General features: G+C 66.7%; 15 protein-coding genes. All 15 read left to right on the forward strand.

Annotated features, from left to right (window positions below; genetic code table 11):
* The first annotated feature begins 22 nt into the window (after positions 1–22).
* Positions 23–1,432, forward strand: coding sequence for a lysine--tRNA ligase (gene lysS, locus JW876_10525; protein ID MBN1885942.1), 1,410 nt, complete (start codon positions 23–25; stop codon positions 1,430–1,432).
* Between the two features lie 15 nt (positions 1,433–1,447).
* On the forward strand, positions 1,448–2,704 hold the full coding sequence (locus tag JW876_10530; protein ID MBN1885943.1) for an FtsX-like permease family protein: 1,257 nt from the start codon (positions 1,448–1,450) through the stop codon (positions 2,702–2,704).
* 57 nt (positions 2,705–2,761) lie between these two features.
* Positions 2,762–3,436, forward strand: a complete 675-nt coding sequence (locus tag JW876_10535; GenBank protein MBN1885944.1) for an ABC transporter ATP-binding protein — start codon at positions 2,762–2,764, stop codon at positions 3,434–3,436.
* Between the two features lie 12 nt (positions 3,437–3,448).
* Complete coding sequence (locus tag JW876_10540; protein ID MBN1885945.1) at positions 3,449–3,955, forward strand: UvrB/UvrC motif-containing protein; 507 nt, start codon at positions 3,449–3,451, stop codon at positions 3,953–3,955.
* Complete coding sequence (locus JW876_10545; protein MBN1885946.1) at positions 3,955–5,007, forward strand: protein arginine kinase; 1,053 nt, start codon at positions 3,955–3,957, stop codon at positions 5,005–5,007. The genes JW876_10540 and JW876_10545 overlap by 1 nt, the downstream gene beginning before the upstream one ends.
* A gap of 38 nt (positions 5,008–5,045) precedes the next feature.
* Positions 5,046–7,490 carry an ATP-dependent Clp protease ATP-binding subunit gene (locus JW876_10550; protein ID MBN1885947.1) on the forward strand — a complete coding sequence of 815 codons (2,445 nt, stop codon included), beginning with the start codon at positions 5,046–5,048 and terminating at the stop codon, positions 7,488–7,490.
* 183 nt (positions 7,491–7,673) lie between these two features.
* Complete coding sequence (bamA, locus tag JW876_10555; GenBank protein ID MBN1885948.1) at positions 7,674–9,935, forward strand: outer membrane protein assembly factor BamA; 2,262 nt, start codon at positions 7,674–7,676, stop codon at positions 9,933–9,935.
* Between the two features lie 70 nt (positions 9,936–10,005).
* Positions 10,006–10,545 (forward strand): OmpH family outer membrane protein, encoded by a 540-nt coding sequence (locus tag JW876_10560; protein MBN1885949.1) that lies wholly within the window; start codon positions 10,006–10,008, stop codon positions 10,543–10,545.
* A gap of 113 nt (positions 10,546–10,658) precedes the next feature.
* Positions 10,659–11,717 (forward strand): UDP-3-O-(3-hydroxymyristoyl)glucosamine N-acyltransferase, encoded by a 1,059-nt coding sequence (gene lpxD, locus JW876_10565; protein ID MBN1885950.1) that lies wholly within the window; start codon positions 10,659–10,661, stop codon positions 11,715–11,717.
* On the forward strand, positions 11,692–13,002 hold the full coding sequence (locus JW876_10570) for a bifunctional UDP-3-O-[3-hydroxymyristoyl] N-acetylglucosamine deacetylase/3-hydroxyacyl-ACP dehydratase (GenBank protein ID MBN1885951.1): 1,311 nt from the start codon (positions 11,692–11,694) through the stop codon (positions 13,000–13,002). Before lpxD ends, JW876_10570 begins: the two co-directional genes overlap by 26 nt.
* 11 nt (positions 13,003–13,013) lie before the next feature.
* A complete protein-coding gene (gene lpxA, locus JW876_10575) occupies positions 13,014–13,790 on the forward strand; it encodes an acyl-ACP--UDP-N-acetylglucosamine O-acyltransferase (GenBank protein MBN1885952.1) in 777 nt (258 codons plus the stop codon).
* 33 nt (positions 13,791–13,823) lie between these two features.
* Complete coding sequence (locus JW876_10580) at positions 13,824–14,783, forward strand: Gfo/Idh/MocA family oxidoreductase (GenBank protein ID MBN1885953.1); 960 nt, start codon at positions 13,824–13,826, stop codon at positions 14,781–14,783.
* A gap of 12 nt (positions 14,784–14,795) precedes the next feature.
* Positions 14,796–15,917, forward strand: a complete 1,122-nt coding sequence (gene lpxB / locus JW876_10585) for a lipid-A-disaccharide synthase (GenBank protein ID MBN1885954.1) — start codon at positions 14,796–14,798, stop codon at positions 15,915–15,917.
* Entirely contained in the window at positions 15,914–16,597 is a 684-nt protein-coding gene (locus tag JW876_10590; GenBank protein ID MBN1885955.1) for a lysophospholipid acyltransferase family protein, read from the forward strand. The genes lpxB and JW876_10590 overlap by 4 nt, the downstream gene beginning before the upstream one ends.
* On the forward strand, positions 16,584–16,855 hold a 272-nt coding region (locus JW876_10595; protein ID MBN1885956.1), incomplete at its 3' end, for a tetraacyldisaccharide 4'-kinase. The genes JW876_10590 and JW876_10595, both read left to right, overlap by 14 nt.

Raw genomic sequence — 16,855 nt, forward strand, 5'->3', positions numbered from 1 at the left:
GAAGCTCGACCGGCTGCGCGAGATGGGGATAGAGCCGTATCCGTACCGTTTCGAGCGCACGCACCGGATCGGCGAGGCGATCGAGGCGGGCGAGGAGCTGATCGAGCGGAAGGAGACTGTCGCGCTCGCCGGGCGCTTCACGGCCGTGCGGGGGCACGGGCACACGTCCTTCGGCGACATCAGGGACGACACCGCCCGGATCCAGATCTACATCAAGGACGCCGATGTCGACGAGAAGACGTTCGCGCTCTTCAGGCTTCTCGACGTCGGCGACATCGTCGGTCTCCGCGGCCATCTCTTCCGGACGCGCACCGGGGAGCTGACGCTCCACGTCGCCGGGCTCGAGCTGCTCGGCAAGTCGCTTTTGCCCCTGCCGGAGAAGTACCACGGGCTCAAGGACAAGGAAATCAGGTACCGCCGCCGGTACCTCGATCTCATCGTGAACGACGAGGTGCTCGGCGTCTTTTTGACGCGCTCGCGCATCATCGAGAGTCTGCGGCGGTTCCTCTCCGCCAACCGGTTCATCGAGGTCGAGACGCCGATCCTGCAGCCGATCTACGGCGGGGCACTCGCCCGCCCCTTCGTCACCCACCACAACGCCCTCGACATACCCCTCTACCTGCGGATCGCCGACGAGCTCTATCTCAAGCGGCTCATCGTGGGGGGGATGGAACGGGTCTGCGAGTTCGCGAAGGACTTCCGCAACGAGGGGATGGACCGTTCGCACAATCCCGAGTTCACCATGCTGGAGTGCTACGCCGCCTGGTGGGACTACCGCGACATGATGGCCTTCGTCGAGGAGATGTGGACGACGCTCGCGCGCGAGATCGTCGGCGCGACGACGATCTCCTACGGAGAGCACAAGATCGACCTCGCCGCCCCGTGGCGCCGGCTCGCCTTCCACGATGCGATCGCGGAGAAGACGGGGCGGAGCCTGCGCGACGCCGACGAGGCGGCTATCGCCGGCGCGGCGAAAAAGGCGGGGATCGACGTCGACGGGTTGACCGGACGGGGCGAGCTGCTCGACGCGATCTTCTCGGAGCTCGTCGAGCCGGAGCTGATCCAGCCGGTGTTCATCACCGACTACCCGATCGAGCTCTCCCCGCTCGCCAAGGTCCACCGGAGCGAGCCGGGGCTCGTCGAGCGGTTCGAGCCGTACATCGCGGGCTTCGAGGTGGGAAACGCCTTCAGCGAGCTGAACGATCCCCTCGACCAGCGGGCGAGGTTCGAGGACCAGGCGCGGATGCGCGCCGCCGGGGCCGAGGAGGTCCACCCGGTCGACGAGGATTACCTCCGGGCGCTCGAGTACGGGATGCCGCCGACCGGCGGGCTCGGCGTCGGCATCGACCGGCTCGTGATGCTTCTCACCGATTCCCCCTCGATCCGCGACGTCATCCTCTTTCCGCAGATGCGGCCAGAGAAAGGCCGCTGACAGGGAGCCGCGCGGATGCACTATTCCATCTCCATCGCCATGCGCTATCTCCGGACCCGCCGGCGGGCGGGCCTGGTATCGCGCGTGACGATGATCGCCGTCGGGGGGACCTTCGTCGGCGTGACGGCCCTGGTCATCGTCCTTTCCCTGATGAACGGCTTCGAGACCGAACTCAGGAGCCGCATCATCGGATTCAACACGCACGTGCTCCTCTTCGCCCACACCCCCTCGGCGTGGGAGGGGATCGATTCGGTCGCGGCGATCGTCGACAGCATCCCCGAGGTGCTCGGCACGGCGCCCTTCGTGCGGGGCGAGGCCCTGACCTACTACGAGCTCATCCCCGGCGTGCGCGTCAAGACGCTGGGCGTGATCGTCAAGGGCATCGATCTCGAGCGGGAACGGTTCGTCTCGACCGTCGTCGATTCGATCACGCCGCCGATCACCACGTTCAGAACGAGCGGCTTCGACGACGGCGACGACCTGCCGGGGATCGTCCTCGGGAGGGATCTCGCCGACGCGCTCAGGATCGCGATCGGCGAGAAGATGAGCCTCGTCACCGCGCCGGCGCGTCTCGTGCTGGGGAAGGTCAAGCCCCGAACGAAGGAGTTCCGCGTCGCCGGCTATTTCCGGACGGGCGTCTACGAGTTCGATTCGCGCTTCGCCTACGTCGGCCTGGGGGAGGCGGAGGCGCTCTTCGACTTCGAGGGCGCGTCCCACGGGCTCGGCGTGAAGATCGAGGACATCTACCGGGCCGCGGACGTCGACGAGGCGATCCGCGGACGCCTCGCCGTCTGGGAATACGGCACGAACAACTGGATCAACCAGAACCGGAACCTCTTCAGCTACATAAAGGTAGAGAAGATCCTGATGTTCCTCCTGCTCGCCCTGATCATCCTCATCGCGGCCTTCAACCTCGTCGGCATGCTGACGATGGTGATCATGGAGAAACGGAGCGAGATCGGCATCCTCCGCTCGATGGGAGCGTCCTCCGGCGGGATCATGTCGATCTTCATGTTCGAGGGCACGCTCATCGGCTCGCTGGGCACGGGCGCCGGCGTGGCGGCCGGACTCGCGATCTGCGCTCTGCTCGACAAGATAGAGCTCGGGCTTCCGCCGGACGTCTATTTCATCAACACGCTGCCGGTGGTGGTGCAGCCCCTCGACGTTCTGCTCATCGCGGCCGCGTCGCTCGCGATCTCCTTTCTCGCGACGGTCTACCCGAGCTGGGAGGCATGCCGCGTGACGCCGCTCGACGCGATACGGTACGATTGACCGGGCCGGTCCCGCTTGCCCGCGGGACGCGCGGGGCCCTATATTCGGAGAAGAGAGATGAACATCCTCGAGGCAGAGAAGCTCGACAGGACCTTTCCCGGGACGACGACGCCGATCAGCGTCCTCAAGGGCGTCGACTTCGCCGTCGCGCAGGGGGAGGTCGTCGTGATCCTCGGCGCCTCGGGCGCCGGGAAGAGCACGCTGCTGCACATTCTCGGTACGCTCGATCGTCCCGACGGCGGTCGCGTCCTGATCCGGGGGGTCGATACGACGGCATGCGGCGAGCGCGAGCTCGACCGTATCCGCAACCGCGATCTCGGGTTCGTCTTCCAGTTCCACTACCTGCTCCCCGAGTTCAGCGCGATCGAGAACGTGATGATGCCGGCCGTTCTCGGCGGCCGTCCGCGGGCGGAAGCCGAGAAACGGGCCCGCATGCTCCTCTCGCGGGTCGCCCTCTCCGATCGCGTGGCGCATCGTCCCGCGGAGCTCTCCGGCGGCGAGCAGCAGCGGGTCGCCGTCGCGCGGGCCCTGATGAACGATCCGGGGATCGTGCTCGCCGACGAGCCCTCGGGCAACCTCGACGAGACGAACAGCGAGAGCCTTCACGCGCTGCTCGTCGAGTTGAGCCGGAGCACGGGAGAAAGCTTCGTGGTGGTGACCCACAAGCGTGAGCTCGCCGAGCGGGCCGACCGCGGCCTGCGTCTCGAAAACGGCCGGCTTTCGCCGATCTGACGGGCGGTTTGCATGCTGTGCCAGTTCTGCAGGAAACGCGAGGCGACGATCCACTTCACGAACGTAATGGGCGACACGGTGGAGAAGATCCATCTCTGCCGGCAGTGCGCCGACGAGAAGGGTTTCGATTACCTCAAGAAGAGCAACTTCACGATGGAGCATCTCCTCTCCGGGCTGATGAGCGACGCGGCGGGCGCCGCCCCGGCGGGCATGCGCGACCGGTGTCCGAACTGCGGAGCGACCCTGGCGTCGATCATGAAGGCCGGGAAGATCGGCTGCTCGGCGTGCTACGAACACTTCGGGGAGGGGCTCATGCCGTCGCTCAGCCACATGCACGGCAATACCCGCCACCGCGGCAAGATTCCCGGACGTCTCGGCGGCCCGAGCCGGCGGCGCCGGCTCGAGGATCTCCGCCGGGAGCTCGCGGACGCCGTCGCCGAGGAGCGCTACGAGCGGGCCGCGGAGATCCGCGACGAGATCCGCTCGATCGGCTCGACGGACGAGGGGGGGGCGGACTGATGGGGGCGATCGACGAGCTGATCAGCGAGCCTGCCTCGTGGCTCTCGGGACAGAACGAGGAGAGCGAGCTGGTGATGTCCTCCCGCGTGCGGCTGGCCCGCAACCTCGATCTGCGCTCCTTCACGCACCGGGCGGACGCCGCGGAACTGGCCGCCATCCGCGACGAGGTGCGCGGGGCGATCGGGGAGACCGCCTCCCTCGGCGGGGCCATCGTCATCGATCTCGACGACGCTCCCGAGCCGGACCGGATGCTGCTCGCCGAACGGCGCCTCGTCTCCCTGGCGATGGTGAAGAAGCACGTCGGCCGCAGCCTCGTCGTGGACAGGACGGAATCGATGAGCGTGATGATCAACGAGGAGGATCATCTCCGGCTGCAGGCCGTCTCGTCGGGGCTGAGCCTCGGCGAGGCGTTCGCCCGCATCGACGGCCTGGACGACGAGATCGACGGCCGGCTGCCGTACGCCTGGTCGGAGCGGCTCGGCTATCTCACCGCCTGCGCGACCAACGTCGGCACGGGCATGCGCGTCTCGGCGATGGTCCATCTCCCCGGTCTCGTTCGCAACAAGGACATCGCGCCGGTCCTCGACGGCCTCAGCCACGTCCGCCTCACCGTCCGCGGCGCCTACGGCGAGGGCTCTCAGGCGATGGGCAATTTCTTCCAGGTCTCCAACAGCATCACCCTCGGGGTCTCCGAGGCCGATACCGTGCGGAACCTCGTGAGCCATGTCCGTAAGCTGTTGGAATTCGAGAAAAAGGCCCGCGAGGTGCTGATGCGGAAGGCACGGAGTTTGCTGGAGGATTCCATATGGCGGGCCGCGGGCATTCTGCGGACCGCGAGGGTGCTGACGTCGAAGGAAGCGATGGGCCTGATATCCTCGGTGCGGATGGGCGTCGGGATGGGCATCATCACCGACGTCGGCCTCGCCGATATCAACGAGATGACGATCATGATACAGCCCATGCATCTGCAGTTCCTCTTCCGGCGCGCGATGGACGCCGAGGAGCGGGACCGGTGCCGGGCGGATTACGTGCGCGCCCGGTTCGGCGGATGAGGCGCCGGGCGGGCTGAGGAAAGGAAGCGGGCAGAACGATGAACGACAAGTTCACCGAACGGGTCAGGAAGGTCATCTACCTCGCGAGGGACGAGGCGAACCGTCTCCAGCACGAGTACATCGGCACCGAGCATCTCCTCCTCGGGATCGTCCGCGAGGGTGAGGGGATCGCCGCGATGGTGCTGCGCAAGCTCGACCTCGATTTCGAGCAGATCCAGCAGGCGGTGGAGAACCTCGTGAAGCCGGTCGGGGGGACGCTCACGATCGGCGAGGTGCCGCTCACGCCGCGTGCGAAGCGGGTCCTCGAGCTCGCCGTCGAGGAGGCGCGCCTGCTCGGCCATTCCTACGTCGGCACGGAACACCTGCTCCTCGGCCTCATCCGGGAGGGGGACGGCGTGGCCGCGCGGGTGCTGCTCGAACTCGGCGTCGACCGCAAGCGCGTGCGCGACGAGATCATGAAGATCCTCGCGCGCAGCGGCGGGCCCGGCGCGAAGCGCGCCATCAAGGAGAAGAGCGAGACGCCGACGCTCGACCAGTTCGGCCGCGACCTGACGCAGCTCGCGCGCGACAACAAGCTCGACCCGATCATCGGCCGCGACCACGAGATCGGCCGTATCGTCCAGATCCTCTGCAGGCGGAAAAAGAACAATCCCGTTTTGATCGGCGAGCCGGGCGTCGGGAAGACGGCGATCGTCGAGGGACTCGCCCAGCGGATCGTCGAGAGCAAGGTGCCCGAATTGCTCCGGGACAAGAGGATAACCACGCTCGATCTCGCATCAATCGTTGCGGGAACGAAATACAGGGGACAGTTCGAGGAACGTCTCAAGACGATCATCAACGAGATCCGCGACAACGAGCAGGTGATCATCTTCATCGACGAGATCCACACGATCGTCGGCGCCGGCGGTGCCGAGGGGGCGATCGACGCCTCGAACATGCTCAAGCCCGCCCTCGCCCGCGGCGAGATCCAGTGCATCGGGGCGACGACGCTCGACGAGTACCGCAAGCACATCGAGAAGGACGGCGCCCTCGAGCGCCGGTTCCAGTCGGTCATCATCAATCCGCCGACCGAGAACGAGACGATCCGGATCATCAAGGGGCTCCGCGACAAGTACGAGGCCCATCACCGGACGAAGTTCACCGACGAGGCCATCACGCAGGCCGTGCACCTCTCGCAGCGGTACATCCAGGGCAGATTCCTCCCCGACAAGGCGATCGACATCATCGACGAGGCGGGGGCGCGGGCGCGCCTGACCGTCACGACCGTGCCGGAGGAGCTCCGCAAGATCGAGAAACGCATCGAGGAGGTCGCCCTCGAGAAGGAATCGGCGATCCAGGCCCAGGAATTCGAGAAGGCCGCCGCCTTCCGCGACACGGAGAAGGAGCTCCGGGGCACCCTGCAGGAGATGCACCGCGAGTGGAGCGAATCCCGGCAGGAGAAGGAGTCGGTCGTCACCGAGAAGGACATCGCGGCCGTCATCTCGGAGATGACCGGTATCCCCGTCTCCGACGTCGAGGAGGAGGAGACGGTCAAGCTCCTCAATCTCGAGGGGGAGCTGCGCAGGCGGGTCGTCGGCCAGGAGGAGGCCCTCAAGGCGATCGCCACCGCCGTGCGCCGGAACCGCGCGGGCCTGCGCGATCCGCGGCGTCCGATCGGTTCCTTCATCTTCCTCGGACCGACGGGCGTGGGCAAGACCGAACTCGCCCGCACGCTCTCGGCCACCCTCTTCGAGAGCGAGGACGCCCTCATCCAGATCGACATGTCGGAGTACATGGAGAAGTTCGCCATCTCGCGGCTCGTCGGCGCGCCCCCGGGATACGTGGGGTACGAGGAGGGAGGCCAGCTCACCGAGAAGGTGCGCCGCAAGCCCTACTCCGTCGTGCTGCTCGACGAGATCGAGAAGGCGCACCCGGATGTCTTCAACCTCCTTCTGCAGATCCTCGAGGAGGGGTCGCTCACCGATTCCTTCGGCCGCCGGGTCGATTTCAAGAACACCGTCCTGATCATGACCTCCAACGTCGGGGCCAAGGAGGTCAAGGGCAGGAAGGGGATGGGTTTCGTCTCCGACGAGGACGATGCCGGCTACCAGCACATGAAGTCGAAGATCCTCGATGCGGCGAAGCAGCTCTTCAATCCCGAGTTCATCAACCGTCTCGACGAGATCATCGTCTTCCGCCAGCTCCTCCGCGAGGATCTCATGCAGATCATCGAGATCCTCCTCGCCGATCTCTACAGGCGGCTCGAGTCGCAGGGGCTCGATTTCGAGATCACGATGGAGGCGAAGGAGTACATCCTCGACCGGGGCTTCGATCCCGAGCTCGGCGCCCGCCCCCTCAAGCGGGCGATCCAGAAGCTGCTCGAGGATCCGCTCTCCGAGCGGATGCTCTCCGGGGCGATCACCAGGAACGAGCGGCTCCGGATCACCACCGACCCCGGGGCGAAGACCCTCCTCTTCGAGACGGTGAAGCAGACCCAGCCCTGAGCCGGAACCTTCTTCCGGCGCGGACGTACAACCACCAGGCATCCCCCGTGGCCGGTCCATCGCGACCGGCCGCGGCGCATCCGGCGGGTGTTTTATCGGCGATCCCCGCGGAGGGCGATTTCGGTTTGCAGGGACCGGGGGGCTGTGCTAGCATTCACCGAATTTGTCCGGGAGGAAACGCGGATGGCCCGCACGAGACTCGCGTGCATGACGATGACGATGCTCCTTCTCCTCGCCGCGCCGGCGATCGCGCAGAGGATCGACCGCATCGAGGTCAGGGGGAACAGGAATATCTCCGCGGAGAGGATCATCTCGATCTTCGGCCTCAGGGAAGGTGTCGATTTCCGTCCCGAGGCCGTCACGGCGGGGATCAAGCGTCTCGTCCGCTCGAAGGATTTCGCCGACATCCGGGCCTTCCGGCGGATCGAGGGCGGGGCGGTGACGATCGTCCTCGAGGTGCAGGAGTATCCCCGGGTGAGCCGCGTCGTCGTCGAGGGCACCGACAAGCTCAAAAAGAGCGACGTCGAGGCCAAGATCCTCCTGCGTGAAGGCTTCTTCGCGCGCCCGTCGATCATGACGAAGGACGCCGAGGCGATCCGCGCGCTCTACGCCGAGAAGGGATACAACCGCACGCGGGTCGAGACGGTCACGGGAACGCCCGACGACGACGGCCGGGCGGTGGTGCTCTATCGCATCCGCGAGGGCGGCAAGATCAAGATCCGCCACATCGATTTCCTGGGCAACGGCCAGATCGACTCGAAGACGCTCCGCGACGCGATGGAGAGCAGCGAGGACCGATGGTGGCGCGGCGGCGATCTCAAGCCGAAGCAGATCGAGGAGGATCTCAAGACCCTCCGGCGGCTCTACGAGAACGAGGGATACCTCGACGCAACCGTCGAACTGGCCTCGCAGGAGGAGGTCGACGGGGGGGGGAAGGTCGATCTCTTCATCGCCGTCGACGAGGGGCCGCGGTACGTTCTCGGTGATATCACCTGGTCGGGGAACGAGACGGTCACCGACGAGGAGATCGCCGCCTTGATCACGGTCGAGGAAGGGGATCCCTACGCCCGCGAGATGATCGAGATCGGGCAGGTCGGGCAGGTCAACAGCCTCTACTGGGAGCGGGGGTACATCTGGAGCAGGGTGATTCCCGAGCGGTCGATCCGACGCCGGCGCATCGACCTCGATCTGCAGATCGTCGAGAACGATCCGGCGTACATCAGGGAGATCAAGATCTCCGGCAATGCCAAGACCTTCGAGGACGTCATCCGGCGCGAGTTCCGGACCTACCCGGGCGACAAGTTCGAGCTGAACCGCGTGCAGCGGAGCCTCAGGGACGTCTTCCAGCTCGGGTACTTCGCCGGTCCCCCGAACATCGACACCGAGCCGGTGAACGACGCGGGAGACATCAACCTGCTCATCGCCGTCGAGGAGAAGCAGACGGGTAACTTCAAGTTCGGCTTCGGTTTCTCCCAGCTCTACTCCGCGAGCGGATTCTTCGGCATCCAGGAGCCGAATTTTCTCGGCAGGGGCAACAGCATCGCCCTCGACTGGGAGTTCGGAAAGTACCGGACCAACCTGAACTGCCGGTACACCGAGCCGAACCTCTTCGGCACCGAGACGGCCTTCACCGTCAATCTCTTCAACTGGATACTCGACCGGGTGCAGCAGCTCTACTACACCGACCGCAGGAAGGGCTTCTCGCTGCAGCTCGGTCATCCCTTCCCGCTGCTCGACTACACGCGGATCTCCGGCTCCTACCGGCTCGAGCAGGTCGAGCTCTCGAACTTCTCCGAGAGCTACCCCGAGACGGGGGCGCTCCGGGAGGTCGACTGGCCGCTCAACAAGAGCTCGTTCATGCTGTCGCTCACCCGGAACTCGACCGACAGCCCCTTCCACCCGACGACGGGGTCGGTCACGAGCCTGAGCACCGAGTTCGCCGGCGGACCCCTCGGGGGAAACGTGAAGTTCATCCGCTACACTGCCGGCATGTCGTGGTTCCGCAACATCTTCTGGAAGTTCACGTTCCATCTCGACATGACCGCCGGTCTGATCGACGACTTCGGCGGCGCGGGGGGGGTCCAGGACTACGAGAAGTACCGGCTCGGCGGAAACCGCCGTTACGCGTTGCGGGGCTACGATTTCTACGAGGTCGTCCCCGACGGGAACGACGCCTACGTCGGCGGCAATTTCATGACCACCTTCACGCAGGAGATCCTCTTCCCCTTCTCCTCCCAGGTCTACGGTTTGATCTTCCTCGACGCGGGGAATGTCTGGAACTCCTTCGGCGAAGCGAATATATTCGATCTCAGGCGGGGGCTCGGCCTCGGGGTGAGGCTCGAGATGCCCGGCCTCGGCAATCTCGGATTCGATTACGGGTACGGTTTCGACAAGGACGGGGCCCCCGGGTGGGAACCCCATTTCACCTTCGGCACCTTCTTCTAAAAAGGTGTTTCCCCCGACGGAAAAAAGGATATATTTGGTAAAGTCCAAACCAGACACGGGAGGAACGACGATGAAACGGTACGCGATCGCGTTTGTGGCCATCCTTCTGACCGTTCTCGCCTGCGGTACGGCAGCCGCCCAGGAGCAGAAGATCGGCTACATCGACACGGGCAAGATATTCGCCGAGTTCAAGGAGACCGTCGAGGCCGAGGAGGTCTACGCCAAGGAGGTCGCCGACTGGAAACAGAAGGCCGAGGCGATGGAGGCCGAGCTGGCGCAGATGCGCGAATCGCTCCAGAGCCAGAGCCTGATGCTCAGCGAGGAGAAGCTCGCCGAGAAGAAGCTCGAACTCGACCAGAAGTTCAAGGAATACCAGCAGTACATGCAGGATGTTTTCGGCGACAACGGCGAGGCGGCCCGCAGGAACCGGGAGCTGACCCAGCCGATCGTCGAGAAGATCAACGGCGTCATCGCCACGATCGCCAAGGAACAGGGCTACACCATCATCCTCGACGCCGCCCAGGGGAACATCGTCTACGCGATCAAGGAGATCGATCTGACCGAAGCGGTCCTGCTCCGTCTCCAGGAGCAGATGGAGTCGATCCAGTAGAACAGCTCGCCGCCCGACGGCGGCCTATCCTTTCGACCTTCCGCCCCTCGGCGGACGAACGCCGCGGGCAGTCCCGCAGCCGTGCGGGAGCAGCGGACGACCGGGTGTGACTGATGGTCAGGTACACGCTACAGGAACTGGCGGAGATTGTCGACGGCGTCGTCATCGGCCCGGGAGACGTCGTGATCAGCGGCGTGGCCGGCATCAAGGAGGCGCAAACCGGGGAGATCACCTTTCTCGCCAATCCCCGCTACGAGGCGTTTCTCGGCGAGACCGGGGCCTCGGCGGTGATCGCGGACCGCGACGGCGATTCCCCCCGCCCGATCCTGCGCGTCGACAATCCGTATCTCGCATTCCTGCGCGTGGTAACGCTCTTCGCCGACGATCCGACCACGATCTACCCGCGGGGGATCCACCCGACCGCGGTCGTCGCGGACAGCGCGGCGATCGGCGACGAGGTCTCCATCGGCGCCTTCGCGTACGTCGGGGAACGCGCGACCGTGGGAGCGCAAACGACGATCCTCCCGCACACCTGTGTCTGCGCCGACGCGGCGATCGGTGAACGCTGCCTGATCTATCCGCATGTCACGGTCCGCGAGCGATGCGAGATCGGCGATCGGGTCATCGTCCACGCGGGAGCGGTGATCGGATCGGACGGCTTCGGATACGCGAGGCAGGGGGACATCCATCTCAAGATCCCCCAGATCGGGATCGTCAGGATCGAGGAGGACGTCGAGATCGGCGCGAACACGACGATCGACCGGGCGACGACCGGGGTCACCCTCGTGAGGCGGGGCTGCAAGATCGACAATCTCTGCCAGATCGCCCACAACGTCGTGATCGGCGAGGACTCGATCCTCGCCGCCCAGGCGGGGATCTCGGGGAGCACCGAGCTCGGCAGGAACGTCGTGCTCGCCGGCCAGGCGGGGCTCGTCGGTCACATCAGGATCGGCGACGGCGCCCGTGTCGGCGCCCAGGGGGGCGTCACGAAATCGATCCCGCCGCAGACGAGCGTCTCCGGCTACCCGGCGCGCGAGCACACGCAGGCGCGCAAGATCTACGCTGCGAGCAAACGCCTTCCGGACCTGCTCAGGGAGTTCAGGGAACTGCGGGCGCGGGTGGAGGCTCTCGAGAAAGGACCAGGAAGTGGTGCGCCAGCAGAGGACGATTGAGCGGTCCTTCGCCTACGAGGGAATCGGTCTCCACACGGGAAAGAAGGTGCGGACGGTCTTCAAGCCCGCCTCGCCGGATACGGGGATCGTCTTCAGGCGCGTCGACCTCGACGTGCCGGTCGACATCCGCGCGATCGCCGGCAACATCCCCGACGGGGATCCGGTCAGGAACACGACGATCGCCTCGGGGGACGCGAAGATCCACACCGTCGAACACATCCTCGCGGCCGTCTCGGGCCTCCAGGTGGACAACCTCGTCATCGAGATCGACGCCGACGAGCCGCCCGAGCCGCGCGACGGCTCCTGCATGCAGCTCGTCGCGCTGATCCGGGAAGCGGGCATCACCGTCCAGGGCGCGCCGATACGCCCCCTCAAGATCACGACGCCCGTCGTCTGGGAGGAGGACGGCGTCGAACTGATCGCCGTTCCCCACGACAGGTTCAAGGTGTCGTTCACGATCGAGTACGAGAACCGCCACATCGGCACGCAGTACGCCTCCTTCGAGATCAACCCGGAGACCTTCGCCGACGAGGTCGCTCCCGCGCGCACGTTCGCCCTGATGTCCGATGTCGAGATGCTCCGCAACCTGGGGCTGATACGGGGAGGGAGTCTCGAGAACGCCATCGTCGTCGATGACGACGGCATCATGAACGACACGCCGCTCCGGTTCCCCGACGAATTCGTGCGGCACAAGATCCTCGATATCGTCGGCGACCTGACCCTCGTCGGCGCCCCGATCGAGGGACACGTGATCGCCGTCAGGGCCGGCCACCGGTACAACATGCACTTCGTCCGGCGCCTCGCCGAGCGGCTCTCGCGGCAGCGAGCGACGGCGACGGGCGGCGCGAAGGGTCTCTACGACATCAACATGATCCAGCGGATCATGCCGCATCGCTACCCCTTCCTCCTCGTGGACCGGATACTCGAGCTCGAGGACCGGAAACGGGTCGTGGGGATAAAGAACGTGACGGTGAACGAGCCCTTCTTCGTCGGGCACTTTCCCGGACACCCGATCATGCCCGCCGTGCTCATCATCGAGGCGATGGCGCAGGTCGGCGGCATCCTGCTGCTGTCAAGCGTCGATACGCCGGAGAAGTACCTGGTCTATTTCATCGGCATCGACAAGGCGAAGTTCAGGAAGCCGGTCGTTCCCGGCGACCAGATCCGCTTCGAGCTCGAGATGGTGTCGTTGAAGAGACGCTACTGCAGGATGAGGGGGAAGGCCTTCGTCGACGGCGTCGCCGTCGCCGAGGCCGAGCTCACCTCGTCAATCGTGGATCGCTGAGGGAGGAACAGATGGCCGTCGACATACACCCGACCGCGATCGTCGACCCCGGGGCGGAGCTCGGGACGGACGTCACGATCGGGCCCTGGACGATCGTCGGCGGACGGGTCAGGATCGGGGACTTCACCCGGATCGATTCCTGTGCCCGCATCGAGGGACGGACGACGATCGGCCGGAACAACCACATCTATCACGGCGCCGCGATCGGCCTCGATCCCCAGGATCTCAAGTACGAGGAGGAGGAGACGTACGTCGAGATCGGCGACGGCAACGTCATCCGCGAGTATGCGACGATCCATCTCGCCTGCGAGGAGGGCGAGAGCACGGTCGTCGAGAACGGCAACCTGCTGATGGCCTACACCCACGTCGCCCACAACTGCCGCATCGGGAGCAATGTCGTCCTCGCCAACGCGGTGAATCTCGCCGGGTACGTCACGATCCACGATTACGCGATCATCGGCGGCCTCACGCCGGTGCACCAGTTCGCCTCGATCGGGGCCCATTCCTTCGTCGGCGGCGGCAGCCGCATCTCGAAGGACATCCCGCCCTTCATCAAGGTCGCCGGATCCCCGCCGAAGGTGAGCGGCACCAACAGCACGGGGCTCAAGCGCCGCGGATTCAGTTTCGAGCAACGGTGCCTCATCAAGAAGGCGTACGTGATCCTGTACCGGAGCAACCTGAACGTGTCCCAGGCGGCGGAGCGGATCGAGAGGGAACTGCCGCAGAATCCGGACATCAAGATGTTCGTCGACTTCATCCGCGGCTCGAAACGCGGCATCACCAAGTAGGGCGTTCGTTCCATACACAGCGGGAGGTGCGGGATGGACGGGGCGACCCGCAACCTGAGGGCCGGCGTCATCGGCGTCGGAAGCCTCGGCATGAACCACGCGCGGAACTACTCGGCCATAGACGGCGTCGAGCTCGTGTGCCTGCACGACATCGACCGCGGCCGCGCGGAGGAGGCGGCAAAACGATTCGGCGGCCTGGTCTGCAGCTCGATCGACGACCTCCTCGGGCACGTCGACGCGGTGAGCGTCTGCACCCCGGCCACCGACCACGTCGAGGCGGTGACCGCCGCCATGGAGCGGGGCGTCCACGTTCTCGTCGAGAAGCCGATCGCCTCGAGCGCGGCGGAGGGGAAAAAGCTCGTGCGCCTCGCCGCCGAGCGGGGTGTCTGCTTCCAGGTGGGCCATATCGAGCGGTTCAACGGCGCCTACGAGGCCGCCGCCCGGCTTCTCGACCGGCCGCGGTTCATCGAATCGCATCGGCTCGGCACCTTCACCCCGCGCGGAACGGACGTCTCGGTCGTCGTCGACCTGATGATCCACGACATCGACCTCGTGCTCGACGTCCTTGGCGGCGAAAAGCTCGTCGATCTGCGCGCCTCGGGAGCGGGCGTGCTCACCGACTCCCCCGACATCGTCAACGCCCGCCTCGAGTTCGCGGGGGGGTGCGTGGCGAATCTCACCGCGAGCCGCATCTCTCGCGAGCCGCTCAGGAAGATCAGGTTCTTCCAGGAGAACCGGTACGTCTCCGCCGATCTGCGGGCGAAGACGGTCGAGGCGTTCGAACGGACTCCCGGGGTCGATCCGGCGGTCGTCTCCGCCGATCCGACCTGCTTCATCCGCCCCGTTTCCGTCGAGATCGACGGAGATGAACCGCTCAGAAAGGAGATCGCCTCCTTTCTCTCCGCCGTCGCGGACGGACACGAGCCGCGGGTGACGGGAATGCAGGGGCTCGCGGCGCTCGGCGTCGCCGAGCGCATCCTCGAGTGTCTCTGACGGGGGGTTCCCGTGCCGACGATCCTCCTGACCTGCGGCGAGACGAGCGGCGACCAGCACGCCGCCATGCTCGTCCGCGAACTGTTCCGGCTCGATCCGTCGACGCGGATCATCGCGCTCGGCGGGCCGGAGGTGCAACGGGCGGGCGCCGAGGTCCGCTATCCGATGGATCGCTACGCCTTCATGGGTTTCTCGGAGATCATCCACGGCATTCCCCGCGTTCTGTCGCTCGAACGGCGCATCGGGCGTCTCTTCGACCGGAAAGAGATCGACCTCTTCGTCCCGGTCGATTATCCCGGCATGAATCTCCGCCTCGCCGCGCGCGCCTCGAACGCGGGCGTCCCCGTCCTCTATTTCATCGGGCCGCAGGTCTGGGCCTGGGGGCGGTGGCGGCTCGGACGGATGCGTCGCGTCGTCGACCGGATCGCCGTCATCCTGCCCTTCGAGGAGGAGCTCTACGCGAAAGCCGGGATCCCCGCCGAATTCGTCGGCCACCCGATGCTCGGAGAGATTCCCGCGCCGCCCGCACCGAAGGAGGCGCCCGCGAGGAAACGACCCTTCGACGTCCTCCTCTTTCCGGGGAGCAGGAAACACGAGGCGGCGCGGACGGCCGCCCCGCTCGGCAGGGCGGCCGAACTGATCGGGGCCAGGCGGCCCGACGCGCGGTTCGTCGTGGGACTCGCGCCGCTCATCGACGAATCGATGGCGCCGGTGCCGGCGTCGATCGCCGGCCGCACCCGCTACGTGCGGGACGGGATCGACCATCTGCCCGGCGCGGCCCTCTCGCTGGCCTGCTCCGGCACGGTGACACTCCAGTCGGCGCTCTCCGGCACGCCGACGGTGGTGCTCTACCGCTCGTCGGCCTTCTCCCACGCGCTCGGCCGCTGCCTCGTCCGCATTCCGTGGATCGCGATGCCGAACGTCCTCGCGAACAGGCGGATCGTCCCCGAGCTGATCCAGGGCGACGCGACGGGGGAACGGGTCGCCGCCGAGGCCCTCGGCCTCCTCGACGACGCCGGCCGGTACCGGCGGATGTCCTCGGATCTCATCGACCTCAGACGTCTCCTCGATGGGCCCGGGGCGGCGCGGGTCGCCGAGATCGCCCTCGAGATGGCCGGCACGGGAGGGGCATGAGGCTGCGTTTGCATCCGGGGGCGGCGAGCGTCGTCGGCGCGGCGGCGGTCGCGCTCCTCGGCGCCACATGGCGGATCGAGATCCGCGGGCTCGAGCGCGAGCGGGAGGCGCGCGGGCTCTCGGGGAACGTCATCTATCCCTTCTGGCACGGTCGCCTGCTCGCCCTCTCGTGGACGCACCGCGGCAGGCACGTCCAGGTGCTCGCCTCGGAGCACTACGACGGCGACCTGATGGGCCGGATCATCGCGCGGCTCGGCTTCGGGCATCTCAAGGGCTCGACGACGCGCGGGGGGGCGCGGGCCCTGCGGGAGCTCGCCGCCGCGGCCCGCGACGGCCTCGACCTGGGGCTGACCGTCGACGGGCCGCGGGGACCGCGGGGCGAGGTGCAACAGGGCGTCATCGAGCTGAGCAGGATGACCGGCGCGGCGGTCCTTCCGATCGCCGACGCGGCCAGGCCCCGCCGCCTCCTCGGCTCGTGGGACCGCTTCCAGGTGCCTGCGCCCTTCGCGCGCGTGATCGTCGACCACGGGGCCCCCTTCGTCGTGCCGCGGGATGCCGACGCCGCCGAACGCGAGCGCCTGCGGCGAGGACTCGAGGAGACGCTCGCCGGGATGACGGCGAAACTCGACCGCGATCTGGGGTACGCTGACGGAGAGGTGTGGCCGCATGCGGATCATTGAACGCTACCCGGCGGGGATCAGGGCATGGTCTGGCCGGGGCGCGTGGGCGTTTCTTCTCCCCGCCAGGGCGGTCGCCGCGGCCGCCTGGCGGCTCGGCGCGGCGTGGAGAGGCGGAGCGGCCCCGCCGCCGCCCGGCGGAAGGCGGCCGCGCGTGATCTCGGTGGGGAACCTCGAGGTCGGCGGGGGAGGCAAGACACCGTTCGCCATCCTCCTCGCCGGCGCGGTGCGCGACGGGGGCGGCCGGCCCGTCGTGGTGAC

The organism is Candidatus Krumholzibacteriota bacterium (assembly GCA_016931295.1).
Taxonomy (GTDB): Bacteria; Krumholzibacteriota; Krumholzibacteriia; order Krumholzibacteriales; family Krumholzibacteriaceae; genus JAFGEZ01.

Excerpts from the sequence above, each read along its gene's own strand:
- lysS (MBN1885942.1), top strand. The coding sequence starts at position 23 with ATGGGGATAGAGCCGTATCCGTACCGTTTCGAGCGCACGCACCGGATC.
- JW876_10530 (MBN1885943.1), top strand. The coding sequence starts at position 1,448 with ATGCACTATTCCATCTCCATCGCCATGCGCTATCTCCGGACCCGCCGG.
- JW876_10535 (MBN1885944.1), top strand. The coding sequence starts at position 2,762 with ATGAACATCCTCGAGGCAGAGAAGCTCGACAGGACCTTTCCCGGGACG.
- JW876_10540 (MBN1885945.1), top strand. The coding sequence starts at position 3,449 with ATGCTGTGCCAGTTCTGCAGGAAACGCGAGGCGACGATCCACTTCACG.
- JW876_10545 (MBN1885946.1), top strand. The coding sequence starts at position 3,955 with ATGGGGGCGATCGACGAGCTGATCAGCGAGCCTGCCTCGTGGCTCTCG.
- JW876_10550 (MBN1885947.1), top strand. The coding sequence starts at position 5,046 with ATGAACGACAAGTTCACCGAACGGGTCAGGAAGGTCATCTACCTCGCG.
- bamA (MBN1885948.1), top strand. The coding sequence starts at position 7,674 with ATGGCCCGCACGAGACTCGCGTGCATGACGATGACGATGCTCCTTCTC.
- JW876_10560 (MBN1885949.1), top strand. The coding sequence starts at position 10,006 with ATGAAACGGTACGCGATCGCGTTTGTGGCCATCCTTCTGACCGTTCTC.
- lpxD (MBN1885950.1), top strand. The coding sequence starts at position 10,659 with ATGGTCAGGTACACGCTACAGGAACTGGCGGAGATTGTCGACGGCGTC.
- lpxA (MBN1885952.1), top strand. The coding sequence starts at position 13,014 with ATGGCCGTCGACATACACCCGACCGCGATCGTCGACCCCGGGGCGGAG.
- JW876_10580 (MBN1885953.1), top strand. The coding sequence starts at position 13,824 with ATGGACGGGGCGACCCGCAACCTGAGGGCCGGCGTCATCGGCGTCGGA.
- JW876_10590 (MBN1885955.1), top strand. The coding sequence starts at position 15,914 with ATGAGGCTGCGTTTGCATCCGGGGGCGGCGAGCGTCGTCGGCGCGGCG.